This window comes from Acidovorax sp. SRB_14 (assembly GCF_012932145.1).
Classification (GTDB): Bacteria; Pseudomonadota; Gammaproteobacteria; order Burkholderiales; family Burkholderiaceae_C; genus Simplicispira.
This window is the reverse complement of record NZ_MWOK01000025.1, coordinates 15,683-38,029: the sequence shown is the minus strand read 5'-3', so window position 1 is coordinate 38,029 and position 22,347 is coordinate 15,683. Positions and strand designations below refer to the sequence as shown.

Sequence of the window (22,347 nt, the reverse complement as noted above, 5' to 3'; positions counted from 1 at the left end):
CCCTGGCTCAGCCCCCGGGCACCGCCCAGACCGACCCACCCCCGACCGCGAAACGGCGCCGCCCGGCAGCGGCCGGCAGCGCCATGCCCCCCGTGAATTCGCCAAACGCCGGCAGCACCGCCATGCCCGCGTCGAGGCAGAAGCAGGGCAGGCGCAGCCGGTCGTGCCCCGCACCGTACAGGTGTACCGCGGGGTGCCAGTGGCCGGCCAGCACATGGTGCGTGGGATGGCGCTGCGGGTGGTGGCACAGCGCAAACGGGCCGAGCAGCCAGGGCTCATCGACCACCGCGATGCCCAGGGCGGCCGGCGGATCGCCCGCATGGCTGTCGTGGTTGCCGCGCACCAGCCCGACGTCCAGATCGGCGTGCCGGCCGCGCCACCGGGCCAGCGGCTGCAGCACGGCCGGCGTGTGCGCCTCCTGCGCATGCAGGAAGTCGCCCAGCACCACCAGGCGCCGCGGTGCGCACCGCGTGACCAGCTGCGACAGGCGCGCGAGGTTGCGCGCTGTCGTGCCGCCGGGCACGGGCAGGCCGCGGGCGCGGAAGGTGGCCGCCTTGCCCAGGTGCAGATCCGCCACCAGCAGCAAGGCGCCGGCCGGCCACCACAGCGCGTGTTCGGGCAGCAGCCAGACCGCTTCTGCGGCCACCTCCACGCCCAGAGCGCCGGGGCCGGGGGAAGGCAAGGCAGAGTGGGCCATCTGGCAGGCAGCGCGCGTCACAGCAACGGCAGCGGCCGCGACGGCGGCCGCTTTCTGCGCGGCGTGGCACGCTCGGCAGACCCCGGCGCGCCCGCGCCCGGGAGGAATTCGAGCATGCGGCGCACGTCCTCGGCAGTCGGCGCCGGCGCCTGCCCCGGCGCTGGCCGGCGCTGGGCCGCGGGGGCCGGCGCATCGGCCGCGCGCTCGAGCTGCGCCAGCATGCGGGCGATGCGCTCGGCCAGGTTTTCATTGCTGAGCTTTTCGCGAAAGCGCTCCACCATCAGGGCGAACGCGAACGGGCTTGGCCGCGCCAGCGCCTTTACCACCCGCTCTTGCGTGTGCATGCGCTGCAGGCTCGCGAGGATGTGCGCCACGTCCAGCTCCTGGCTCAGCACCTCGGCGTCGGCCTGGCGCAGCAGCAGATTGCCGGGGTCGTACTGGCGAAACACTTCGAAGTAGAGCTGCGAAGACGCCTGCAGCTGCCGCGCGCTGCGCCGCTCGCCCGGGTGGCTTTGGAACACCAGGCCCGCGATGCGCGCGATCTCGCGAAAGCGGCGCTTGGCCATTTCCGTGGCATTGAGGCTTGCGACGACCTCGTGCAGCAGCGCGGCGCGCGCCGTGTCTGCGCTGGCGCCGGCCGCGGCGCCAGGACCGCCGCCGTGCGGTGGGCGCAGCAGGTCGGGCAGCAGCGCGGCCCAGTCGCGCGCGGTGGCACTCACCAGCTCCAGGCCGTAGTCGTTGACGGCCATCGAGAACGTTCCCGGCGCGTGCTGGGCGGCGCGCCAGGCGATCAGGCTGGCCAGGCCGATGTGGGCATGGCGGCCCGCGAACGGGTAGAGGAACAGGTGCCAGCCTTCGCGCGTGCGCAGCGTTTCGACCAGCAGCGTGGCCGGCGTCGGGAGCGCGGACCAGCGCTGCTGCACCTCGAGCAGCGGCCGCACGCTGCGCATTTCGGGGCTGTCGTAATGCCCCTCGGCGGCCTGGGCCAGCTGCCGCACCAGGAACCCGGCCAGGACCGTGGACAAAGCCATGCGCGAGCCCGCCCAGCGCGGCACCGTGGGGCGGCCGGCCGGCGCGCGCCGCACATAGGCGGTCATCTGCGCGATGCGCACCAGCTCCAGCGCGCGGCCCGCGAACAGGAAGCAGTCGCCCGGCGACAGGCGCGTGAGAAAACCCTCCTCCATCTGCCCCAGGCGCGCGCCGTGCAGCATCTGCACGGCCATGCTGGCGTCGCTCACGATGGTGCCGATGTTGGCGCGGTGGCGCCGTGCCAGGCGCGCGTCGGCCATGCGCCACCGGCCTTGCGCGTCGGGGCCCACGCGGTGGTAGTCGGGGTAGGCCACCAGCGAGGGGCCGCCGCGCTGCACGAAGTCCAGGCACCACTGCCAGACGGCGGGCGAGAGGTTGCGGTAGGCGGCGCTGCGGCGCACCTCGGCATACAGCGCGGCAGGCTCAAAGCCCCCGCCCAGGGCCGCGGTGACCAGGTGCTGCACCAGCACGTCGACCGGTTGCTGCGGCGTGTGCCGCACCTCCACGCGGCCGGCGTGCACGGCCTGCCGCGCCGCGGCCGCTTCGATCAGTTCGAGGCTGTGCGTGGGCACGAGCGTGATGCGCGAGGGGCGCCCGGGCGCATGCCCCGAGCGCCCGGCGCGCTGCAGCAGGCGCGCGATGCCCTTGGCCGAACCGATTTGCAGCACGCGCTCGACCGGCAGAAAATCCACGCCCAGGTCCAGGCTGGAGGTGCAGACCACCGCGCGCAGCCGGCCGGTTTTGAGGCCCTCTTCCACCCACTCGCGCACACCGCGGTCCAGCGACCCGTGGTGGATCGCCAACGCGCCCGCCCATTCGGGCCGCGCCGCCAGAATGGCCTGGTACCACTGCTCGGCCTGCGAGCGCACATTGACGAACACCAGCGCCGTGCGCGTGGCCTCGAGCTCGCGCACGACCTGGGGCAACATGCGCAGCCCGAGGTGCCCGGCCCAGCTGAAGCGCTCGGGGCGCTCGGGCAGCAGGGTGTCCACCACCAACCGTTTGGGCACCGCGCCCTGCACCAGCAGGCTGCGGCTGCCATCCTCCTGCGCCGCCAGCAGTGTGCGCATGGCCTCTTCGAGGTTGCCCAGCGTGGCCGACAGGCCCCAGATGCGCAGCGCCGGGTTCCAGCCGCTCAGCCGCGCCAGCGCCAGCTGCAGCTGCACGCCACGCTTGTTGCCGATCAGCTCATGCCACTCGTCCGCCACCACCAGCTGCACGCCCGAGAGCGCCTCGCGCGCGTCGGCGCGCGCGAGCAGCAGCGTGAGGCTCTCGGGTGTCGTCACCAGCGCGGTGGGCAGGCGCCGCGCCTGCGCGCTGCGCTCGGCGCTGGCGGTGTCGCCCGTGCGTGCGCCGGTGCTCCAGCGCGCCAGGCCCCCATGCTCTGCGGCGAGAGCGGCCAGCGGCGCCTGCAAGGCCTTGAGCGTGTCGGCCGCCAGGGCGCGCATCGGCGTGATCCACAGCACCGCCAGGGGCGCCGCCGCATCCGATCCTTTTTTGATAGCTGCCTGCGCTGATCCAGATTGGGCCAAAGGCCGATTTGGCTTGTTTTTTTGTGGGGCGCCGTCGGCCAGCGCCTGCAGGGCGCCGAGCCACACGGCATAGGTCTTGCCCGCGCCGGTGGTTGCATGCAGCAGCCCCGAGCGCCCCTCGGCAATCGCCTTCCAGACCTGCTTCTGAAACGCAAACGGCTTCCAACCCTTCTGGGCCAGCCAGCCGGCGACGGCCTGCTGGGCAGGCGTCTTAGCCATGGGGCGTCCCGCCGCCACGCACCACCCGCCTCATGCGCCTGCCCCGGGCAGCAGCGCCGACAAGGTCTGCAGCGAATCGGCCTCGTCCACCGGTTTGTCCTCGCGCCAGCGCAGCATGCGCGGAAACCGCACGGCGATGCCGCTCTTGTGGCGGCTGCTGCGCGCAATGCCTTCAAAGCCGAGCTCGAACACCAGCGTGGGCCGCACGCTGCGCACCGGGCCAAACGATTCCACCGTGGTCTTGCGGACCACCGCATCGACGCGCGCCATTTCGGCATCGGTCAGCCCCGAATAGGCCTTGGCAAAAGGCACGAGCACACGTTCGTCCGCCCCGGGCGGCGCGCTCCACACCGCAAAGGTGTAGTCGCTGTAGAGGCTGGCGCGCCGGCCGTGGCCGCGCTGCGCATAGACCAGCACCGCGTCGACGCTCAGCGGGTCGATTTTCCATTTCCACCACACGCCCACGTCCTTGGTGCGGCCGACGCCATAGTGCGCGTTGCGTGCCTTGAGCATCAGCCCTTCGACGCCGAGGGCGCGCGCCTGCTCGCGCTGCAGCGCCAGATCGTCCCAGCTGTGGCCGTGCAGCGGCGGGCTCGCGACCAGCGCCGGGTGCGGCGTGCACTCAAGCAAGGCATCGAGCCGCGCGCGGCGCTCGTGCTGCGGCAGGCTGCGCAGGTCCTGGCCGCCCTCTTCAAGCAGGTCGTAGGCAATCAGCACCACCGGCAGCTCGCGCAGCAGCTTCGGTCCCAACGTTTTGCGGCCGATGCGCTTTTGCAGGTCGGCGAACGGGCGCACGCGCCCGCCGGTCTGCAGCCCCTGCGCTGCCGCGTGCTCCCAGACGGCAATTTCGCCATCGAGCACCGTGCCCTCGGGCAACGCATGGCCGAGCGCTTCGAGTTCGGGGTAGCGGTCGGTCACCAGCTCCTCGCCGCGCGACCACAGCCACACGCCGCCCGCGCGGTGCACCAGCTGCGCCCGGATGCCGTCCCACTTCCACTCGACCAGCCACTGCGACGGCGTCCCGAGCGCGGCTTCGAATGCCTGCACCGGCAGCGACAGCGGGTGCGCGAGAAAGAACGGAAAAGGGTGGCCGCTGGTTTCGCCCCCGGGTTGCGCGGCCTCTTCGGCCGGCGCCACGAGGCGCAGATAGTCGGGCGCGGTCGGGCGGGCGCCCAGGTGCGTGTAGCCCATCAGGCGCTGCGCGATCCGCTTGGCATCGACCGCGCTCACCGCGGCCAGCGCCTGCGTCACCTGCAGCCGCGACACGCCGACACGGAACGACCCGGTGATGAGCTTGAAGTAGACCAGCCGCTCCTGCACTGCCAGCATCGCCCACTGCGCCCGCAAAGTGCTTGCCAGCGCGTCGGGCGCGAGCCCGCGCAACGGCAGCAGGTGCTGCTCCATCCACTGCGCCAAGCCCAGCGCGTGCACATCGGTGGGCTCGGGCAGCAGCAAGGCAATCGTTTCGGCCAGGTCACCGACGGCTTCGTAACTTTCATCGAACAGCCATTCGGGCAGGCCCGCCGCCTCGCGCGCCAGCGCCCGCAGCACCTTGGTCGGCACCAGCTGGCGCGGCTTGCCGCCGCCCAGAAAGTAGACCACCCAGGCCGCGTCGGCCGGGTCTGCCTGCTTCAGGTAGGCCTGCAGCGCCGCCTGCTTGGCCAGACTCGAGGTGCTGGCATCGAGCGCCTGGTAGAGCGCAGCAAAATCCTTCATGGCGCACCGGGGAATTCACTGCCGCGTTCGTGCGGCCCTGCAGGCGCCTCTGCGGGCGGAACGCCGCCGTGCGCTGCGGCCGGCGCAGCGGGCTCGGCGCCAGCGTCTTCGTCGCCGTACTCGGTGTGGAACCCCTGCGCCTGCAGGCCCTGCTCCTGCAGCCAGCGCACCAGCACCGCCACGCTGCCGTGGGTGACAAAGATGCGCTCGGCCCCCGTGCCCGCGATGGCGCGCTGCAGGCCGGGCCAATCGGCATGGTCGGACATCACAAAGCCCCGGTCCACGCCGCGCCGCCGGCGCGTGCCGCGCAGCTGCATCCAGCCGCTCGCAAACGCATCCGCACAGCGGCCGAAACGCCGCATCCACGGCGTACCCTGCGCCGACGGCGGCGCGAGCACCAGCGCGGTCGCGAGCAGCGCCGGCGTGGCCTGCGGGTCGGTGGCGCGCAGCGTGTCGGGCAGCCGCACACCCGCGGCGCGGTAGACCGCGTTGAGGGGCTCGATCGCGCCATGCACCACCAGGGCACCGATGCTGACGTCCACGCCGTGCAGGATACGCTGCGCTTTGCCGAAGGCATAGCAGAACAGCACCGAGGGCCGGCCCAGCGCCGCGTTGCCGCGCCACCACGCATTCACGTCGGCGAACAGGTCGGCCTGCGCTGGCCAGCGGTAGATCGGCAGCCCGAAGGTCGATTCGGTGATAAAGGTGTCGCAGCGCACCGGCTCGAACGCAGCGCAGGTGCCGTCGTGTTCGAGCTTGTAGTCGCCCGAGGCCACCCAGACCTGCGACCCGTGCTCCAGGCGCACCTGGGCGGACCCCAGCACATGGCCGGCCGGGTGCAGCGACAGACGCACCCCATGGTGCGTGATGGCTTCTCCATAGGCGAGTGTCTGCAGCGTGATGTCCGCGCCGAGCCGCGCGCGCAAGACCCCTGCACTGTCGTGGTGCGCCAGGTAGTGCGCATGGCCACTGCGCGCATGGTCCGAATGCCCGTGGGTGATGACGGCGCGGTCCACCGGGCGCCAGGGGTCGATGTAGAAGTCGCCGGCAGGGCAGTACAGCCCCTCGGGGCGGGCGACGACCAGATCGGAGCCGGCCATGGCGGACGGATCAGCGCGTGCACCCGGTCCCTGCACCCCTCGGGGCGCTGGCGCAGGTACCGGAAGCCAAGGAAGGGAAACGGGCCATGCGCCATGCTAAAGCGCATGCCGCGCGCGCGGCGCTGCCGAACAGCGCCAGCGGATGTCAGCGCCCGCCTACGCCGTGACGCAGGCCCCGCGCCGCCGTGGCGCCCTCGGCGGTGGGAGTGGTGCCACGCTGCACAGCTGGCCGGAGGGCGGTGCGCGCCAGGGCCGCGGTGGACTGGGACATGAAAAAAGCCGCTCGAAGGCGGCTTTGTCAGCAGGCGCGGGGGTCAGGTCCTCAGCGCTTCTGGCGGAATTTGCGCAGCGCGGCGATCTGGGCGGCCATCACGGCCAGTTCGGACTGGGCGCGCGCCATGTCGATTTCGCTCTTGGCGTTTTTCAGCGCCTCTTCGGCCGCCGCCTTGGCTTCGTTGGCCTTCTTGTCGTCGAGGTCCTTGCCGCGGATGGCGGTGTCGGACAGCACGGTCACGCAGTCGGGCTGCACTTCGAGAATGCCACCGGCCACGAAAACAAACTCTTCGCTGCCATCGGCCATTTCGATGCGCACCGAGCCGGGCTTGATGCGCGTGATCAGCGGAGTGTGACGCGGGTACACGCCCAGTTCGCCCGCTTCGCCGGGCAGCGCGACAAAACGCGCTTCACCGGAGAAGATGGACTCTTCTGCGCTGACCACATCAACGTGGATGGTGTTCATCATTGCTCCTAGAAAAAGGTGGGTGGCTGGCTTGCGGGGGCCGACCGGCATGGCCGGTCAGCCGCTCGGCAATCAGGCCACCTTCTTGGCCTTCTCGAAGGCTTCGTCGATCGTGCCGACCATGTAGAAGGCCTGCTCGGGCAGGTGATCGCACTCGCCGTTCACGATCATCTTGAACCCACGGATGGTTTCAGACAGCGGAACGTACTTGCCGGGCGAGCCCGTGAACACTTCGGCCACGTGGAACGGCTGCGACAGGAAACGCTGGATCTTGCGCGCGCGGGCCACGGCCAGCTTGTCATCGGGGGCCAGCTCGTCCATGCCCAGAATCGCGATGATGTCGCGCAGTTCCTTGTAGCGCTGCAGCGTGCCCTGCACGCCACGGGCCACGGCGTAGTGGTCTTCACCGACCACGGCCGGATCCAGCTGGCGGCTGGTCGAATCGAGCGGGTCCACGGCGGGGTAGATACCGAGCGAAGCGATATCGCGCGACAGCACCACGGTCGAGTCCAAGTGGGCGAAGGTCGTGGCGGGCGAGGGGTCGGTCAAGTCGTCCGCCGGCACGTACACGGCCTGGATGGAGGTGATCGAACCGACCTTGGTCGAGGTGATGCGCTCTTGCAGACGGCCCATTTCCTCGGCCAGCGTGGGCTGGTAACCCACGGCGGAAGGCATGCGGCCCAGCAGGGCGGACACTTCGGTACCGGCCAGCGTGTAGCGGTAGATGTTGTCCACGAAGAACAGCACGTCGCGGCCTTCGTCACGGAAGGATTCCGCAATGGTCAAACCCGTGAGGGCCACGCGCAGACGGTTGCCCGGGGGCTCGTTCATCTGGCCGTAGACCATGGCCACTTTGGACTCTTCGAGCTTCTCGAGGTTCACCACGCCGGAGTCGGCCATCTCGTGGTAGAAGTCGTTGCCTTCGCGGGTACGCTCGCCCACCCCAGCGAACACCGACAGACCGCTGTGGGCCTTGGCGATGTTGTTGATGAGCTCCATCATGTTCACGGTCTTGCCCACGCCGGCGCCACCGAACAGGCCCACCTTGCCGCCCTTGGCGAACGGGCACACCAGGTCGATCACCTTGATGCCGGTTTCCAGCAGCTCTTGCGAGGGCGACAGTTCGTCGTAGGCAGGGGCCTTGCGGTGGATGGAGGCCGTCAGTTCCTGGCTGACCGGACCGCGCTCGTCGATGGGCGCGCCCAGCACGTCCATGATGCGGCCCAGCGTCGCCTTGCCCACGGGCACGGTGATGGGGTTGCCGGTGTTGGACACCATCAGCCCGCGGCGCAGGCCGTCGGACGAGCCCAGCGCAATGGTGCGCACGATGCCGTCACCCAGCTGCTGCTGCACTTCCAGCGTCAGGGCCGAGCCGTCGAGCTTCAGAGCGTCGTAAATCTTGGGCATCTGGTTGCGCGGGAACTCCACGTCCACCACAGCACCGATACATTGAACAATCTTGCCTTGTACTTGAGCCATTTTTCGCTCCAAATTAGATGTTTGTTGAGCTGTTTACACAGCAGCGGCGCCCGAGACGATTTCCGAAAGTTCTTTCGTGATCGCTGCCTGGCGCGTCTTGTTGTAGATCAGCTTCAACTCGCCAATGACGCTGCCGGCGTTGTCGGTCGCAGCCTTCATGGCCACCATGCGCGCCGACTGCTCGGACGCCATGTTTTCCGCAACGGCCTGGTAGATCAGCGACTCGACGTAGCGGACCAGCAGCTCGTCAATGACGCTTTGCGCATCCGGCTCGTAGATGTAGTCCCAACCATGCGCCGTCTTGCCGGCCTGCATGTGCTCGGAAGACAGGGGGAGCAGCTGCTCCACCACCGACTCCTGCCTCATGGTGTTGATGAACTTGGTGTAGCTCAGGTACACCGCGTTGATCTTGCCTTCGGCGTAGGCGTCGAGCAGCACCTTCACGGGACCGACCAGCTTGTCGAGATGCGGCGTGTCGCCCAGCCCGGTGGCATGCGCCACCACGCGGGCGCCCACGCGGTTCAGAAAACCCAAGCCCTTGTTGCCAATGGCCACAGCCTCGGTGGACACGCCAGCGCTCTGCAGTTCACGCAACTTGGTCGTCACCACACGCAGCACGTTGGTGTTCATGCCACCGCACAGACCCTTGTCGGTCGTGACGACGATGACACCGGCCACCTTGGACTCATTCACTTGCATGAACGGGTGCACGTACTCGGGGTTGGCCTGGCCCAGGTGGGCCGCGATGTTGCGGATCTTCTCGCTGTAGGGGCGGGCTGCGCGCATCCGTTCCTGCGCCTTGCGCATTTTGGATGCGGCCACCATTTCCATGGCCTTGGTGATCTTCTTGGTGTTTTCCACCGATTTGATCTTGCCGCGTATTTCCTTGCCTGCTGCCATGATCGCTCCTCGTCCGGCTTAAGCGAACGACTTCTTGAACGCAGCGACTGCGGCGTTCAATTCGGCTTCAGCGTCCTTGTCCATGGCACGGTCCTTCTCCAGCTTGGCCAGCAAGGCGGCATGGCTGGTCTTGAGGAACTGGTGCAGGCCGTGTTCGAAGTCGAGGACCTTCTTGACGTCGATGTCGTCCAGGTAGCCCTTGTTCACCGCGAACAGCGTCGCACCCATCAGCGAGATGGACAGCGGGCTGTACTGCGCCTGCTTGAGCAGTTCGGTCACGCGGGCACCGCGCTCGAGCTGCTTGCGGGTGGCTTCGTCCAGGTCGGAGGCGAACTGCGCAAACGCCGCCAGCTCACGGTACTGGGCCAAGTCGGTACGGATACCGCCGGACAGGCTCTTGATGAGCTTGGTCTGGGCTGCACCACCGACGCGCGACACCGAGATGCCGGCGTTGATGGCGGGGCGGATACCGGCGTTGAACAGGCTGGTTTCCAGGAAGATCTGGCCGTCCGTGATCGAGATCACGTTCGTGGGCACGAAGGCCGACACGTCGCCGGCCTGCGTTTCGATGATCGGCAGTGCGGTCAGCGAGCCCGTCTTGCCCTTGACTTCACCCTTGGTGAAAGCTTCGACATAGTCGGCGTTCACGCGGGCAGCGCGCTCGAGCAGGCGGCTGTGGAGGTAGAACACGTCGCCGGGGTAGGCTTCACGGCCTGGTGGGCGGCGCAGCAGCAGCGAGACCTGGCGGTAGGCCACGGCCTGCTTGGACAGGTCGTCGTACACGATCAGGGCGTCTTCGCCGCGGTCGCGGAAGTACTCGCCCATGGTGCAGCCCGAGTAGGCCGACACGTACTGCATGGCGGCGGACTCGGAGGCCGAAGCGGCCACGACGATGGTGTATTCCATCGCGCCAGCTTGTTCCAGCGAACGCACCACGTTCTTGATGGACGAGGCCTTCTGGCCGATCGCCACATAGATGCAGGTCACGCCCTGGCCCTTCTGGGCGATGATGGCGTCGATGGCCACGGCGGTCTTGCCGGTCTGGCGGTCGCCAATGATCAGCTCGCGCTGGCCACGGCCGACGGGCACCATGGAGTCGATCGACTTCATACCGGTCTGCAGCGGCTGGTCCACCGACTTGCGGGCGATCACGCCGGGAGCGACCTTTTCGATCACGTCGGTCAGCTTCGCATTGACCGGGCCCTTGCCGTCGATGGGCTGGCCCAGGGCGTTGACCACGCGGCCAATCAGCTCGGGGCCGACGGGCACTTCCAGAATGCGGCCCGTGCACTTGACGGTGTTGCCTTCGGAGATGTGCTCGTACTCGCCCAGAATCACGGCGCCGACCGAGTCGCGCTCAAGGTTCAGGGCCAGGCCGTAGGAAGGCGTGCCGTCCGCGGTGGCGGGGAACTCGAGCATTTCGCCCTGCATCACGTCGGACAGGCCATGGACGCGCACGATACCGTCAGACACGGACACCACGGTGCCCTGGTTGCGGATGTCGCTGCTGGCTGCCAGCCCTTCGATGCGGCTCTTGATGAGTTCAGAAATTTCTGCGGGATTGAGTTGCATGACTCTTTCCTTCTTTCTTTGTTTAGCCGATACCTCACGCCGCGCATTACGCGGTGAGGGCCGCTTTCATTTGTTCCAGACGGGCTTTGACCGAGGTGTCGAGCACCTCGTCACCCACCACGATGCGAATGCCACCGATCAGCGATTCATCCTGCTGCACGGTGAGATTGAGCTTGCGGCCAAAGCGCTTTTCAAGCACTGCGCCCAGCCCGGCCAGCGCGGCGCCGTCCATCGCAAAAGCGCTGTACACCACGGCATCGGACGAGCCGTTGCGGCGGTTCACCAGGGCACGAAATTGCGCCGCCACTTCAGGCAGCGTGTCCACGCGGTCGTTGTCGATCACGGTGCGCAGGAAGTTCCGGGCCATCTCCGGCAGCGCAGAGCGTGCCACCCCGGCGATGACGTCGAACACTTCGCTGTCGGTCACCTTGGGGTTGTCGGCCAGCTGGCGCAGCTGGGGGTTGGCGGCAATCGCCGCCAATTCATCCACCCAGACGACGGCGCTGTCCAGGTCGGCATCCGCGTGCGCGGTGCAGGCCTTGAACAGGGCTTCGGCGTAAGGGCGGGCAATGGTGGCGAGTTCGGCCATGGTTGTCCCCTTACAGCTCGGTCTTCAGGCGGTTGAGCAGATCGGCGTGAACGCCGGCATTGACTTCCTTGCGGAGAATCTGCTCGGCGCCCTTGACCGCCAGCGCGGCGACCTGTTCGCGCAGCGCCTCGCGGGCCTGGATGCTCTGCTGCTGGGCCTCGGCACGGGCAGCGGCGACGATCTTGTTGCCTTCGTCGGTGGCACGGGCCTTGGCCTCTTCGATGATGGCCTGTGCACGACGGTCGGCATCCGCAAGACGCGTAGCCGTCTCGTTGCGCGTCTGTGACAGTTCCTGCTCGACGCGCTGGTTGGCAGCGGTCAGCTCGGACTTGGCACGGTCGGCAGCAGCGAGGCCATCGGCGATTTTCTGGGCTCGTTCGTCCAGCGCCTTCGCGATCGGGGGCCACACGAATTTCATCGTGAACAGCACCAGGATCAAGAAGACGATGGCCTGAACGAACAGGGTCGCGTTGATACTCACGGCAACACCTTTCTAGTTGGGCGTTGATCGGGGCTTAGGCCAGAACGAAGGGGTTGGCGAAAGCGAACAGCAGGGCGATGGCCACGCCGATCAGGAAGGCCGCGTCGATCAGACCGGCCAAGATGAACATCTTGGTTTGCAGTTCGTTGATCAGCTCAGGCTGGCGTGCCGAAGCTTCCAGGAACTTGCCGCCCATCAAAGCGATGCCGATGGAGGCGCCGATAGCGCCCAGACCAACGATCAGACCACAAGCCAGAGCGACGAGACCGAGAATGTTTTCCATGATGACTCCTGATTTAAGAAAGAAAGGTTGAAAAAGAAAGAAAGGAATGGTCAGTGGGCTTCATGCGCCTGGCCGAGGTAAATCAGCGTCAGCATCATGAAAATGAAGGCTTGCAGGGTGATGATCAAAATATGAAAAATCGCCCAGATCGAGCCCGCAATGATGTGCCCCACAGGGAGCAACACACCAGAGAGCGACATGGCAGCAGCACCACCCATCAGGGCAATCAGCATGAACACCAACTCACCAGCGTACATGTTGCCAAACAGTCGCATGCCATGCGAGACGGTCTTGGCAACGTATTCAATGACCTGCATGAGCAGGTTGACCACGCCCAGGATCAGGGCGAAGACGGGATTCTTGCTGGTGCCGAACGGCGCGGTCACCAGTTCGTGCGCCCAGCCGCCCATGCCCTTGATCTTGATGCTGTAGAAGAAGCACAGGATCAGCACGGCGGACGACAGGCCCAGCGTGGTGGAGAGGTCGGCCGTGGGCACGATGCGCAGGTAGGCGTGGCTGTCGCCTGTGGCCCCTTGCCAGAGCACGGGTAGCAGATCCACGGGCAGCAAGTCCATGGCGTTCATCAGGAAGATCCAGACAAACACCGTGAGTGCCAGCGGCGCAATGAATTTGCGGCTTTGCGCGTTGTGGATGTTGGCCTTGGCCTGGTTGTCCACCATTTCCACCATCATCTCGACCGCCGCCTGGAAGCGTCCCGGCACGCCGGACGTCGCCTTGCGGGCAGCAAGCCAGAAAACGAACAGCCCCAGAAAACCCACCAACACGCTCACGATGACGGAGTCGTAGTTGATCACCGACATGTCGATGATGGATTTCTGCTTGATGTTCTGAAGATGCTGCAGGTGGTGAACGATGTATTCACTTGCAGTCGGAGCGTGCGCTTCTGCGGCCATCGGACAACTCTTCTCTATATCAATCGGTTTTTCGGACACCAGGCCGCGCCCACAGCGCAATCCAGTACGTTTTCATTGTCACCACCATGCCCACCAGCAAGGCCAGCCAGCTCAGCGGTGCAATCAACTTCGGCGCTGCCGCCAGCATGGCGACAGTCAATGCAATCTTGGCCATCTCCCACCCAAAGAATCCCGCCAATGCGGCACCCCCGGAAGCCCGCACACGGCCCATGCCACGCGCAAACAAGGCCGATGGCAACACCACCGCCAGAGCACCATAGGCAGCCGACCAGGCCAGAAAGGCCTTGCCTGTCCACAGGCCCGTGGCCACTGCCACCAGCACGCCCACCAGCGCCTGCGCACCCACCAGCCACCAGACCGACAGGGCGGGATGGCGCTTGCGCCATGCCTGCGCCTCTTGCGCCGTCAGGGGCTTGAAGTCGGGTTCTTCATCCTCAGCTTCAGGCCTTGGGGCGCTTGGATTCACCATGGAACTCCCCACAGGTTACAGACAGCAACTTCCACAAAGCCCCTGATTATAAGTAAAAACCCGTGGCGCAGGCCAATATCCCGCGGCGCGCAATGCCATGCCCCGCGCACGGCGCCGAACAGCTGTGGCGCGAATCCAACGCCGCGGCATTCGTCCGCCGCCTTGGCAGGCCACTCGGAATACAAGGAAAATGGGCCCTTGGCGCGCAATGGGCTTGCGTCAATAGCTATTAAATCAAGAGCATCGACATGACGAAATCTCCGCCTTCTCCTGCTGACGCCCCGGTCCCCGACCCCCGCCGGGACTCGCTCATCGAGTATCCGTCGCGCTTTCCGATCAAGGTGATGGGCGCCAAGGTCGACGGTTTTGTGCACGCCGTCACGGAACTGGCGCACCGCTTTGATCCGGACTTCGACGCATCGACCATTGAACTGCGCCAGAGCAGCGCCGGCAACTACCTGGGCGTGACCATGACCGTCACGGCCACCAGCCGCGCGCAGCTGGACGACCTGTACCGCGCGCTGTCCTCGCACCCGCTGGTCAAGGTCGTGCTCTGAGCCGGGGCGAGGCACCGATACCGATGGAGATCCGCACCCTGGGCCAAGTGCCCTACCTGCCCACCTACGAGGCCATGCAGGCCTTTACCGCCGAGCGCGCCCCGGACGAACCCGACCAGCTCTGGCTGTGCGAGCACCCTGCCACCTTCACCCAGGGCCTGGCGGGCCGCGCCGAGCATGTGCTGCAGCCCGGCGGCATCCCCGTGGTGGCCACCAACCGCGGCGGCCAGGTCACCTTCCACGGCCCGGGCCAGGTGGTGGCCTACCCGCTCGTCGATCTGCGGCGCGCCGGCTATTACGTCAAGGAATTGGTCTACCGCATTGAAGAGGCCGTGATCCGCACGCTCGCGCACTACGGCGTGACCGGACACCGCGTGGCCAACGCCCCCGGCATCTACGTGCGCTTGGACGACCCGCGCAGCCATGCGCTGCTGCCGCAGCGCCCGCAGCATGGCGCCAGCGCCGTGCCCGACTTCGCGGGACTGGGCAAGATCGCGGCGCTGGGCATCAAGGTCAGTCGCCACTGCAGCTACCACGGCGTCGCGCTCAATGTGGCCATGGACCTCGAACCCTTTGCGCGCATCAACCCTTGTGGTTATGCCGGCTTGCAAACGGTGGACCTTTCTACAATCGGGGTCCACACCACTTGGGACGAAGCCGCCCAGGTGCTGGGCCAACAGCTCTGCACCCGGCTCGCTCCCTGAACCGCCTACACGCCATGAGCCCCCCTGAAGTCGTCCGCGAAGCGCAGTCCACCGAAGCCTACAACCCCCTGGCCAAGCAAAAGGCCGCCGCCAAGCTCTCGCGCATTCCGATCAAGGTCGAGCAGGGCGAAGTGCTCAAGAAGCCCGCATGGATCCGCGTCAGGGCTGGCTCGCCGACCACGCGCTTCTACGAGATCAAGGACATCCTGCGCGAGAACAAGCTGCACACAGTCTGCGAGGAAGCGAGCTGCCCAAACATCGGCGAATGCTTCGGCAAGGGCACGGCCACTTTCATGATCATGGGCGACAAGTGCACGCGCCGCTGCCCGTTCTGCGACGTGGGCCATGGACGCCCCGATCCGCTCGACCAGGACGAGCCGCTCAAGCTGGCCCAAACGATTGCCAAGCTGCGCCTCCAATACGTGGTGATCACCAGCGTGGACCGCGACGACCTGCGCGACGGTGGCTCGGGCCATTTCGTCGAATGCATCCAGCACATCCGCGCACTCTCGCCGAGCACGCAGATCGAGATCCTGGTGCCCGATTTCCGCGGCCGCGACGACCGCGCGCTCGAAATCCTCAAGGCCGCGCCCCCCGATGTGATGAACCACAACCTGGAAACCGCGCCGCGCCTGTACAAGGAAGCGCGCCCGGGCTCGGACTACCAGTTCTCGCTGAACCTGCTGAAAAAGTTCAAGGCTCTGCACCCGAACGTGCCGACCAAGAGCGGCATCATGGTCGGCCTCGGCGAGACCGACGAGGAGATCCTGCAGGTCATGCGCGACATGCGCGCGCACGGCATCGACATGCTGACCATCGGCCAGTACCTGGCTCCGTCCAGCAGCCACCTGCCGGTGCGCCGCTACGTGCACCCCGACACCTTCAAGATGTTTGAGGAAGAGGCCTACAAGATGGGCTTTTCCCACGCTGCCGTGGGCGCCATGGTGCGCAGCAGCTACCACGCCGACCAGCAGGCCCACGCTGCCGGTGTGTGAATGCCACCCCGCTGTGGTGGATGGAACAGATGAGAAGCGGGTGCGCACCGAGCGGCAAGTGCAGCGGCCCATCGCGCTTCCCGGCCTGAACGGCGTGCCGTGCAAGCGCACGAATGCGGTGGCAGCCGACGGAGGCCGACGGCACTGGCAGGCGTCCGTTACAATCGGCTTGTTTTGCGGGAGAGAGAGGCGCCTTGCGCCTCCGCCGAAGGCGCAAGCTCCCATCATCGCTCAGGCATACCGGACCGCAAAACCATTTCGCCGACTGGAGAGAGGTCACACACCGCACTTTGCGCGTTGATGACCCACCGAAGGGGCAGGCTGCTCGCGCAGCCGAAACTCTCAGGTAAAAGGACAGAGGGAGAGGCGCTCCAGGGCCCGCGGCACCGCGCGCCCTGCCTCTGAGGTGTCGTCCCCCGATGTTTTCGTTCCCTTGTTTCACGCTCGTCGAGCGGCCGGTTGCTGCTTGCCAGGGGCCGGCGTGCTGACCGCCATCTATCTGGTGGCAATCGTCGCCGAAGCCATGTCGGGCGCCCTTGCGGCCGGCCGTCGCAACATGGACATGTTCGGCGTCGCCGTGATCGCCTTTGTCACGGCGCTCGGCGGCGGAACCGTGCGCGACATGATCCTCGGCCACTTTCCCATCGGCTGGACCCAGCACCCGGAATACATCTACCTGGTGATTTCTGCCGGACTGCTGACCACGGTGGTGGCGTCCCACATGCAGCAGTTGAAGCGGGTATTTCTGGTGCTCGACGCCATGGGACTGATCGCGTTTTCCTTGATCGGCTGCAATGTCGCGCGCGAGATGGACTACGCCTTTCCCGTGGTCGTCATGTCCGGGATGATCACCGGCATTTTTGGCGGCATCGTCCGCGACGTCCTGTGCAACCAGGTGCCCGTGGTGTTTCGGCGTGAGCTGTATGCGGTCGTCTCGCTGATCGTCTGCACCGTGTTTCTTGCCCTGCTGGAGTTCGGCGTCGATGTCGATCTGAGCACGGGAATCAGCTTCGGGGTGGGCCTGGCACTGCGTCTGCTGGCGATCTGGCAAGGCTGGAAGCTGCCCACATTTTCCTTTCAGCAGCGCTGGGAATAGCGCAGCGCGCAGGCCCCTGGCGGAGCGCACATCGCCAACGCGGTGGCCAAACCCCTTCCCATGACCCCCAATACCCCCCCTGCAGAAACCCGTTCGCGATGGCCCTTTGTGGCCGGTGTGGTCATCGGGTTGTTCCTCTGCGCCACCCTCAGCGCAACGTACGGCCTCTACGTGCTGTGGCAACGCTTGCCCGCGATCGACCACCTCGCCGACTACGACCCCAAGCTGCCGATGCGGATTTATGCCAGGGATGGCAGCTTGCTGGCCGAGTATGGCCAGGAGCGGCGCGAATTTGTGCCGATCGAGCGCATCCCGCAGACCATGCGGCAAGCGTTGCTGGCGATCGAGGATGCCCGGTACTACGAACATGGCGCGGTGGACTTCTCGGGCCTGGCGCGCTCGGCCTGGCGCAATCTCCGGGCGGGCGAGCATGCCCAGGGCGGCAGCACCATCACGATGCAGGTCGCACGCGTTTTCTTCCTGAGCCGGGAAAAGACCTACAGCCGCAAGATCATGGAGATCCTGCTGGCCTACAAACTCGAATCGGTCTACAGCAAGGACAAGATCCTTGAGCTGTACATGAACCAGGTCTATCTGGGTGAACGCGCGTACGGATTCGCTGCGGCCGCGTCCATCTATTTCGACAAGACCCTCGATCAGTTGAGCGTTGCCGAGTCGGCCCTCCTCGCCGGACTGCCCAAAGCCCCCTCGGCCTACAACCCTGTGGCCAACCGCGAACGCGCCATCGTCCGCCAGCAGCACATCCTCCACCGCATGCGGGAACTCGGCCACCTGGACGGCCCTGCCCATGCGGCGGCCCGCGCCGAAGCCTTGGTGTTGAGGCCCCGCTCCCATTCCATCGTGCCCAGCGCCGCGTATGCCGTCGAGCAAGCGCGCCAGATGATGGTCGCGCAATATGGCGACGGCGCCTATTCGATGGGGCTCGATGTGCACACCACGATCAGTCTGCCCGAACAGCAGGCCGCCTCGCGCGCGTTGCGCAGGGGCCTGGTCGATGCACAGGGCCAGCGCGGCTATGCCGGGCCGGAAGGTCGTGCCAGCGCGCCGGTCCGTGGCGGCGATCTGCCAGCGATCCGGAAGGCGCTCGCGCCCTACCGCGACAGTGGGGCGTTGCGCGCAGCCATCGTGCTGGAGGCCTCGGACACGGCAGGCATCGTGGCGGCCTTGCGCGACGGCACACCGGTCCACATCGCCCGCAAAGCGCTGAGCGCCAGCGCCCGCCGCGCCCTCATGCCGGATGCGCCAGCGCGCACACGCATCGGCCCGGGCGCCGTGGTCCGCGTGCTGGCCGATGCGCAGCAACGGTGGCACTTGAGCCACCTGCCGAAGATGGAGGGGGCGCTCGTGTCCATCGATGCCGAGTCAGGGGAGATCCTGGCGTTGACGGGCGGCTTCGACTTCCGGTTCAACAATTTCGACCATGCAGTGCAGGCGGTGCGCCAGCCGGGCTCGACCTTCAAGCCTTTCGTGTTTTCCGCGGCGCTGGAAAAAGGCTACTTTCCTGGCACCCTGGTCGACGATACCCAGCGGGTGGTCACCCCCTCGGCACGGGGCCAGAAAGCCTGGAGCCCGCGCAACTACGGCGGCAACTATGAAGGCTTCATTTCGGCCCGGCGGGGCTTGGTGCGGTCCAAGAATCTGGTTGCCGTCAATCTGATGCAGGCGGCGGGCGCGGAGTATGTGCAGCAGTTCGCCTCCCGTTTCGGGTTTGTGCCTGAACTCAACCCTCCTGGCCTGCCGCTGGCCTTGGGAGCGGGAGCGATCACGCCCTTGCAACTCACGCAGGCCTATGCCGTGTTTGCCAATGGCGGGGCCCTGGTCGAGCCCCGCTTGGTCAGCAAGGTGAGTGAACGCAATGGCCAGGTGCTCTATGAAGCCCGCACGGAGTCTCCGCGCAGGCAGGCCATTTCGGAGCGCAATGCCTACGTGATGGACAGCATGCTGCGCGATGTCGTCCAGCACGGGACCGCTCGGCGCGCGGCTCGGCTCGGCCGCAAGGACCTGGCGGGCAAGACAGGGACCTCCAACGGCGCGCGCGATGTATGGTTCGCCGGGTATTCCTCGGGCGTCGCCTCGGTCGTCTGGATGGGCTACGACCAGCCGCGCAGCCTGGGCAATGTCACAGGCGGTCTTCTCGCCCTGCCGGTCTGGACCGATTACATGAAGACGGCCATCGCCGACCGACCCGAGGTGGAACGCAGCATCCCCGTGGGCCTGGCGCGCCTGGGCGACGATTTTGTCTACCCCGAATACCTCGCGCGCAGCTGTGTCGACGACCAGAACCCGTTTGTGCAGGGCCTTTTCGAGTGCGAACGCATCGTCGGCGGTCCAGCGGTCCGGGAAATTCCGGCCGAGAACGGCTGACGCTGGCCTCCACCGGTCCTGCAGTGCACTGACTCTGTGGATGGTCCGCGCAGCAGCGCAATCGGGAACCGCGGGTGGAGGGGTTGCAAGACGGCCACACGGCACCCCTGCGCGGCGGGGCTTGCGTTTACGCTTGGCCCATGCAAGCCAATCTCTACGCGCTCGGCGCGATCGCACTGTGGGCCTCGCTGGCCGCCTTGGGGGTCTCGCTGACCCACGTCCCCCCCTTCCTGCTCACGGGCATCGCGCTCGTCATCGGCAGCGTACCCGCCTGGCCGCTGGTGCTGCGCGACCCCGCACAGTGGCGCATTCCGCTGCGCACGCTGGCGCTCGGCGTGTACGGCCTGTTCGCCTACCACCTGCTGCTGTTCGTCGCACTGCGCCATGCGCCCGCGGTCGAGGCCAACCTGGTCAACTACCTGTGGCCGCTGCTGATCGTGGTGCTGGCGCCCGTGGTGCTGCCGGGCGTGGCGCTGCGCTGGCCGCATGTGGTGGCCGCCTTGCTGGGGTTTGGCGGCGCGGCCCTGGCCATCACCGCGGGCCAGGGCCTCGACGGCCGCCTGGCCTGGGGCTACCTGCCGGCGCTGGCGGCCGCCTTCGTCTGGTCGACCTATTCGCTGCTCACGCGCCGCATGGCCGCGTTCCCCACCACCGCCATCGGCCTGTTTGGGCTGGTGTCGGGCCTGCTTTCCCTGCTGTGCCACGCGCTGCTGGAGCCCGCCGCCGCGCTGCAGGCAAGCGACTGGGCGCTGCTGGCGGCCATGGGCCTGGGGCCCCTGGGCGCGTCGTTCTACCTCTGGGACCGGGCGCTCAAGCTCGGCGACCCGCGCCACATCGGCATCCTGAGCTACATCACGCCGCTGGCCTCGACCGCGCTGCTGATGGCCATCACCGACCGCCCCGTGAACGCCAGCATCGGCATGGCGACGGCGCTGATCCTGGGCGCGGCCGTGCTCGGGGTGCGCACCCGCTGAACTGGCATGAAAAAGGCCTCAAACGCTTACCATTAAAGCGCTGACAGCTAGTTTTTTAATAGCATCAACCCGGCAGGCAGGGGCCCACGGCCCCGGCCACGTGGCTCAAGGAGCGATCAGGTCGTTCGGCGTGTCCGCACCGAGCACCTGCTGCGCCCATGCGGCCAGCTTGCGCGTGTCGGCGCGTAGCACTTCCTGCTTGACCGCGAGGATTTGGGCCGGGTGCATCGAGAAGCTGCGCAGCCCCAGGCCCAGCAGCAGGCGCGTGAGAGCGACGTCGCCCGCCATTTCGCCGCACACCGACACGCTCTTTCCCTGGGCCTGGCATTCGGCGATCACCTGGGCCACCAGCTGCAGCACCGCCGGGTGCAGCGGGTCGTAGAGGTGCGACACCGCCTCGTCGGCGCGGTCGATGGCCAGGGTGTACTGGATCAGGTCGTTGGTGCCGATCGAGAGAAAGTCGAAGTAGCGCAGGAAGGTGCGCACCATCAGCGCCGCGGCCGGCACCTCGACCATGGCCCCCAGGCGCACCGGTCCGTACGCCTGCCCGCGCTCGTCGAGCTCGGCGCGCGCCAGGTCGACCTGCGCCAGCGTCTGGCGGATCTCGCTGCCATGGGCGAGCATCGGAAACAGCAGGTTGACCTGCCCGTGTGCTGCGGCGCGCAGCACGGCGCGCAGCTGCGTGCGGAACATGGCCGGGTCGGCCAGACTCCAGCGGATCGCGCGCAGGCCCAGAGCCGGGTTCAGTTGCGCATCCTTGTAGTTCTTGTCCAGGGGCTTGTCCGCGCCCACGTCCACCGTGCGGATCGTGACGGGCAGGCCCTGCATGCCGTCGATCGCGTCGCGGTAGGCCCGATACTGCTCTTCCTCGCCGGGCAGGTCGCCGCTGCGGCCCATGAACAGGAACTCGCTGCGGAACAGGCCCACGCCCACGGCGCCGGCGCGCACGGCGGTGGCGGCATCGCTGGGCTGCTCGATGTTGGCCAGCAGCTCGATCTTCTGGCCGTCGAGCGTGACCGACGGCGTGTGCCGCAGGCGCGCCAGGCGCTCGCGCTCGAGCACCATCTGGCGCTGGCGGAAGCCGTATTCGGCCAGGATGATGGCGGACGGGTCGACGATCATCACGCCGGCATCGCCGTCGATGATGACCCAGTCGTCCTGGCGCACCAGCTGGCTGGCCACGCGCGCGCCGACCACCGCCGGGATGTCCATGCTGCGCGCCACGATGGCGGTGTGCGAGGTCTTGCCGCCCACGTCGGTGACGAAGCCGGCGAACACGCTCTTCTTGAACTGCAGCATGTCGGCGGGCGAGAGGTCGTGCGCCACCAGCACCAGCGGCACGTCCATGGTGTCGTCGAGCAGCAGGTCCTGCGGGGTCTTGCGCCGGGCGTTCGGCGGGGGCGGCGCCACCGGCTGGGCGACGCCCTTCATGTACCGCAGGATGCGCTCGACCACCTGTTCGAGGTCGGCTTTGCGCTCGCGCAGGTACTCGTCCTCCATTTCGTCGAACTGGCGCGCAATGGCTTCGAGCTGGGTCGTCAGTGCCCACTCGGCGTTGTACAGGCGCTCGGTGATCCAGTGCTTGACGCCGCTGGTCAGCGCCTCGTCCTGCAGCAGCAAGAGGTGCACGTCGAGCAGCGCCGCCAGCTCGTGCGGGGCATCGTGCGGCATGTCGTCCTGCAGGCGCTGCAGCTCCTCCATGACCGCGTTGCGCCCGTGGCGCACCCGCTCGATCTCCGACGGCACCTGGTGCGGCTCGATGAAGTAGTGCGCCACATCGACGCGGCTCGAGCCCACCAGCACGGCACGCCCGATGGCGATGCCGCGCGCCACCGCCAGGCCGGGAATGGAAAACGTCATGCCCCGCCCCTGGGCAGGCCGTGCCACGCGGTGGCG

General features: G+C 67.2%; 20 protein-coding genes and 1 riboswitch. Of the genes, 6 read left to right on the top strand and 14 right to left on the bottom strand.

Features of this window, described 5'->3' with window-relative positions:
• Positions 1-7 precede the first annotated feature (7 nt).
• The 13 genes from pdeM to B2J86_RS15440 form a co-directional block, all read right to left on the bottom strand.
• Positions 8-697 carry a ligase-associated DNA damage response endonuclease PdeM gene (gene pdeM, locus B2J86_RS15500; RefSeq protein ID WP_173026047.1) on the bottom strand — a complete coding sequence of 230 codons (690 nt, stop codon included), beginning with the start codon at positions 695-697 and terminating at the stop codon, positions 8-10.
• Positions 698-714: 17 nt separating this feature from the next.
• Complete coding sequence (locus B2J86_RS15495; protein WP_173026046.1) at positions 715-3,477, bottom strand: ligase-associated DNA damage response DEXH box helicase; 2,763 nt, start codon at positions 3,475-3,477, stop codon at positions 715-717.
• A gap of 30 nt (positions 3,478-3,507) precedes the next feature.
• Positions 3,508-5,193 carry an ATP-dependent DNA ligase gene (locus B2J86_RS15490; protein ID WP_173026045.1) on the bottom strand — a complete coding sequence of 562 codons (1,686 nt, stop codon included), beginning with the start codon at positions 5,191-5,193 and terminating at the stop codon, positions 3,508-3,510.
• Positions 5,190-6,293, bottom strand: coding sequence for a ligase-associated DNA damage response exonuclease (locus B2J86_RS15485; RefSeq protein WP_173026044.1), 1,104 nt, complete (start codon positions 6,291-6,293; stop codon positions 5,190-5,192). Before B2J86_RS15485 ends, B2J86_RS15490 begins: the two co-directional genes overlap by 4 nt.
• A gap of 322 nt (positions 6,294-6,615) precedes the next feature.
• Entirely contained in the window at positions 6,616-7,032 is a 417-nt protein-coding gene (locus B2J86_RS15480; protein ID WP_169168077.1) for a F0F1 ATP synthase subunit epsilon, read from the bottom strand.
• Between the two features lie 72 nt (positions 7,033-7,104).
• Positions 7,105-8,511 (bottom strand): F0F1 ATP synthase subunit beta, encoded by a 1,407-nt coding sequence (atpD, locus tag B2J86_RS15475; protein WP_169168078.1) that lies wholly within the window; start codon positions 8,509-8,511, stop codon positions 7,105-7,107.
• Positions 8,512-8,544: 33 nt separating this feature from the next.
• Complete coding sequence (gene atpG / locus B2J86_RS15470) at positions 8,545-9,411, bottom strand: F0F1 ATP synthase subunit gamma (RefSeq protein WP_169168079.1); 867 nt, start codon at positions 9,409-9,411, stop codon at positions 8,545-8,547.
• A gap of 18 nt (positions 9,412-9,429) precedes the next feature.
• Positions 9,430-10,983 carry a F0F1 ATP synthase subunit alpha gene (atpA, locus tag B2J86_RS15465; RefSeq protein ID WP_169168080.1) on the bottom strand — a complete coding sequence of 518 codons (1,554 nt, stop codon included), beginning with the start codon at positions 10,981-10,983 and terminating at the stop codon, positions 9,430-9,432.
• Between the two features lie 46 nt (positions 10,984-11,029).
• Positions 11,030-11,572, bottom strand: coding sequence for a F0F1 ATP synthase subunit delta (locus B2J86_RS15460; protein ID WP_173026043.1), 543 nt, complete (start codon positions 11,570-11,572; stop codon positions 11,030-11,032).
• A 10-nt stretch (positions 11,573-11,582) separates the two neighbouring features.
• Positions 11,583-12,053: a F0F1 ATP synthase subunit B gene (locus tag B2J86_RS15455; RefSeq protein ID WP_169168082.1), complete on the bottom strand. Its 471-nt coding sequence runs from the start codon at positions 12,051-12,053 to the stop codon at positions 11,583-11,585.
• 34 nt (positions 12,054-12,087) lie between these two features.
• Complete coding sequence (atpE, locus tag B2J86_RS15450; RefSeq protein ID WP_091458130.1) at positions 12,088-12,336, bottom strand: F0F1 ATP synthase subunit C; 249 nt, start codon at positions 12,334-12,336, stop codon at positions 12,088-12,090.
• Between the two features lie 50 nt (positions 12,337-12,386).
• Positions 12,387-13,250, bottom strand: coding sequence for a F0F1 ATP synthase subunit A (gene atpB, locus B2J86_RS15445; protein ID WP_169168083.1), 864 nt, complete (start codon positions 13,248-13,250; stop codon positions 12,387-12,389).
• Between the two features lie 19 nt (positions 13,251-13,269).
• Entirely contained in the window at positions 13,270-13,737 is a 468-nt protein-coding gene (locus B2J86_RS15440; protein WP_371736586.1) for an ATP synthase subunit I, read from the bottom strand.
• 251 nt (positions 13,738-13,988) lie between these two features.
• Between B2J86_RS15440 and B2J86_RS15435 the strand changes: the two genes are divergently transcribed.
• The 6 genes from B2J86_RS15435 (at position 13,989) to B2J86_RS15410 (ending at position 20,451) form a co-directional block, all read left to right on the top strand.
• Positions 13,989-14,297 carry a YbeD family protein gene (locus B2J86_RS15435; RefSeq protein ID WP_173026042.1) on the top strand — a complete coding sequence of 103 codons (309 nt, stop codon included), beginning with the start codon at positions 13,989-13,991 and terminating at the stop codon, positions 14,295-14,297.
• Positions 14,298-14,320: 23 nt separating this feature from the next.
• A complete protein-coding gene (gene lipB, locus B2J86_RS15430; protein ID WP_173026041.1) occupies positions 14,321-15,001 on the top strand; it encodes a lipoyl(octanoyl) transferase LipB in 681 nt (226 codons plus the stop codon).
• A gap of 14 nt (positions 15,002-15,015) precedes the next feature.
• On the top strand, positions 15,016-15,996 hold the full coding sequence (lipA, locus tag B2J86_RS15425; RefSeq protein WP_169168087.1) for a lipoyl synthase: 981 nt from the start codon (positions 15,016-15,018) through the stop codon (positions 15,994-15,996).
• 167 nt (positions 15,997-16,163) lie between these two features.
• Positions 16,164-16,254: riboswitch (glycine riboswitch) on the top strand.
• A 223-nt stretch (positions 16,255-16,477) separates the two neighbouring features.
• On the top strand, positions 16,478-17,092 hold the full coding sequence (locus B2J86_RS15420; protein ID WP_169168088.1) for a trimeric intracellular cation channel family protein: 615 nt from the start codon (positions 16,478-16,480) through the stop codon (positions 17,090-17,092).
• A 60-nt stretch (positions 17,093-17,152) separates the two neighbouring features.
• The gene (locus B2J86_RS15415; RefSeq protein ID WP_173026040.1) at positions 17,153-19,477 is read left to right on the top strand and encodes a penicillin-binding protein 1A; all 2,325 of its coding nucleotides are present in this window, start codon (positions 17,153-17,155) and stop codon (positions 19,475-19,477) included.
• A 140-nt stretch (positions 19,478-19,617) separates the two neighbouring features.
• The gene (locus B2J86_RS15410) at positions 19,618-20,451 is read left to right on the top strand and encodes a DMT family transporter (RefSeq protein ID WP_169636151.1); all 834 of its coding nucleotides are present in this window, start codon (positions 19,618-19,620) and stop codon (positions 20,449-20,451) included.
• Positions 20,452-20,556: 105 nt separating this feature from the next.
• On the opposite strand, the gene ptsP is transcribed toward B2J86_RS15410, so the two are convergent.
• Positions 20,557-22,311: a phosphoenolpyruvate--protein phosphotransferase gene (gene ptsP, locus B2J86_RS15405; protein WP_169168090.1), complete on the bottom strand. Its 1,755-nt coding sequence runs from the start codon at positions 22,309-22,311 to the stop codon at positions 20,557-20,559.
• Between the last annotated feature and the right edge of the window lie 36 nt (positions 22,312-22,347).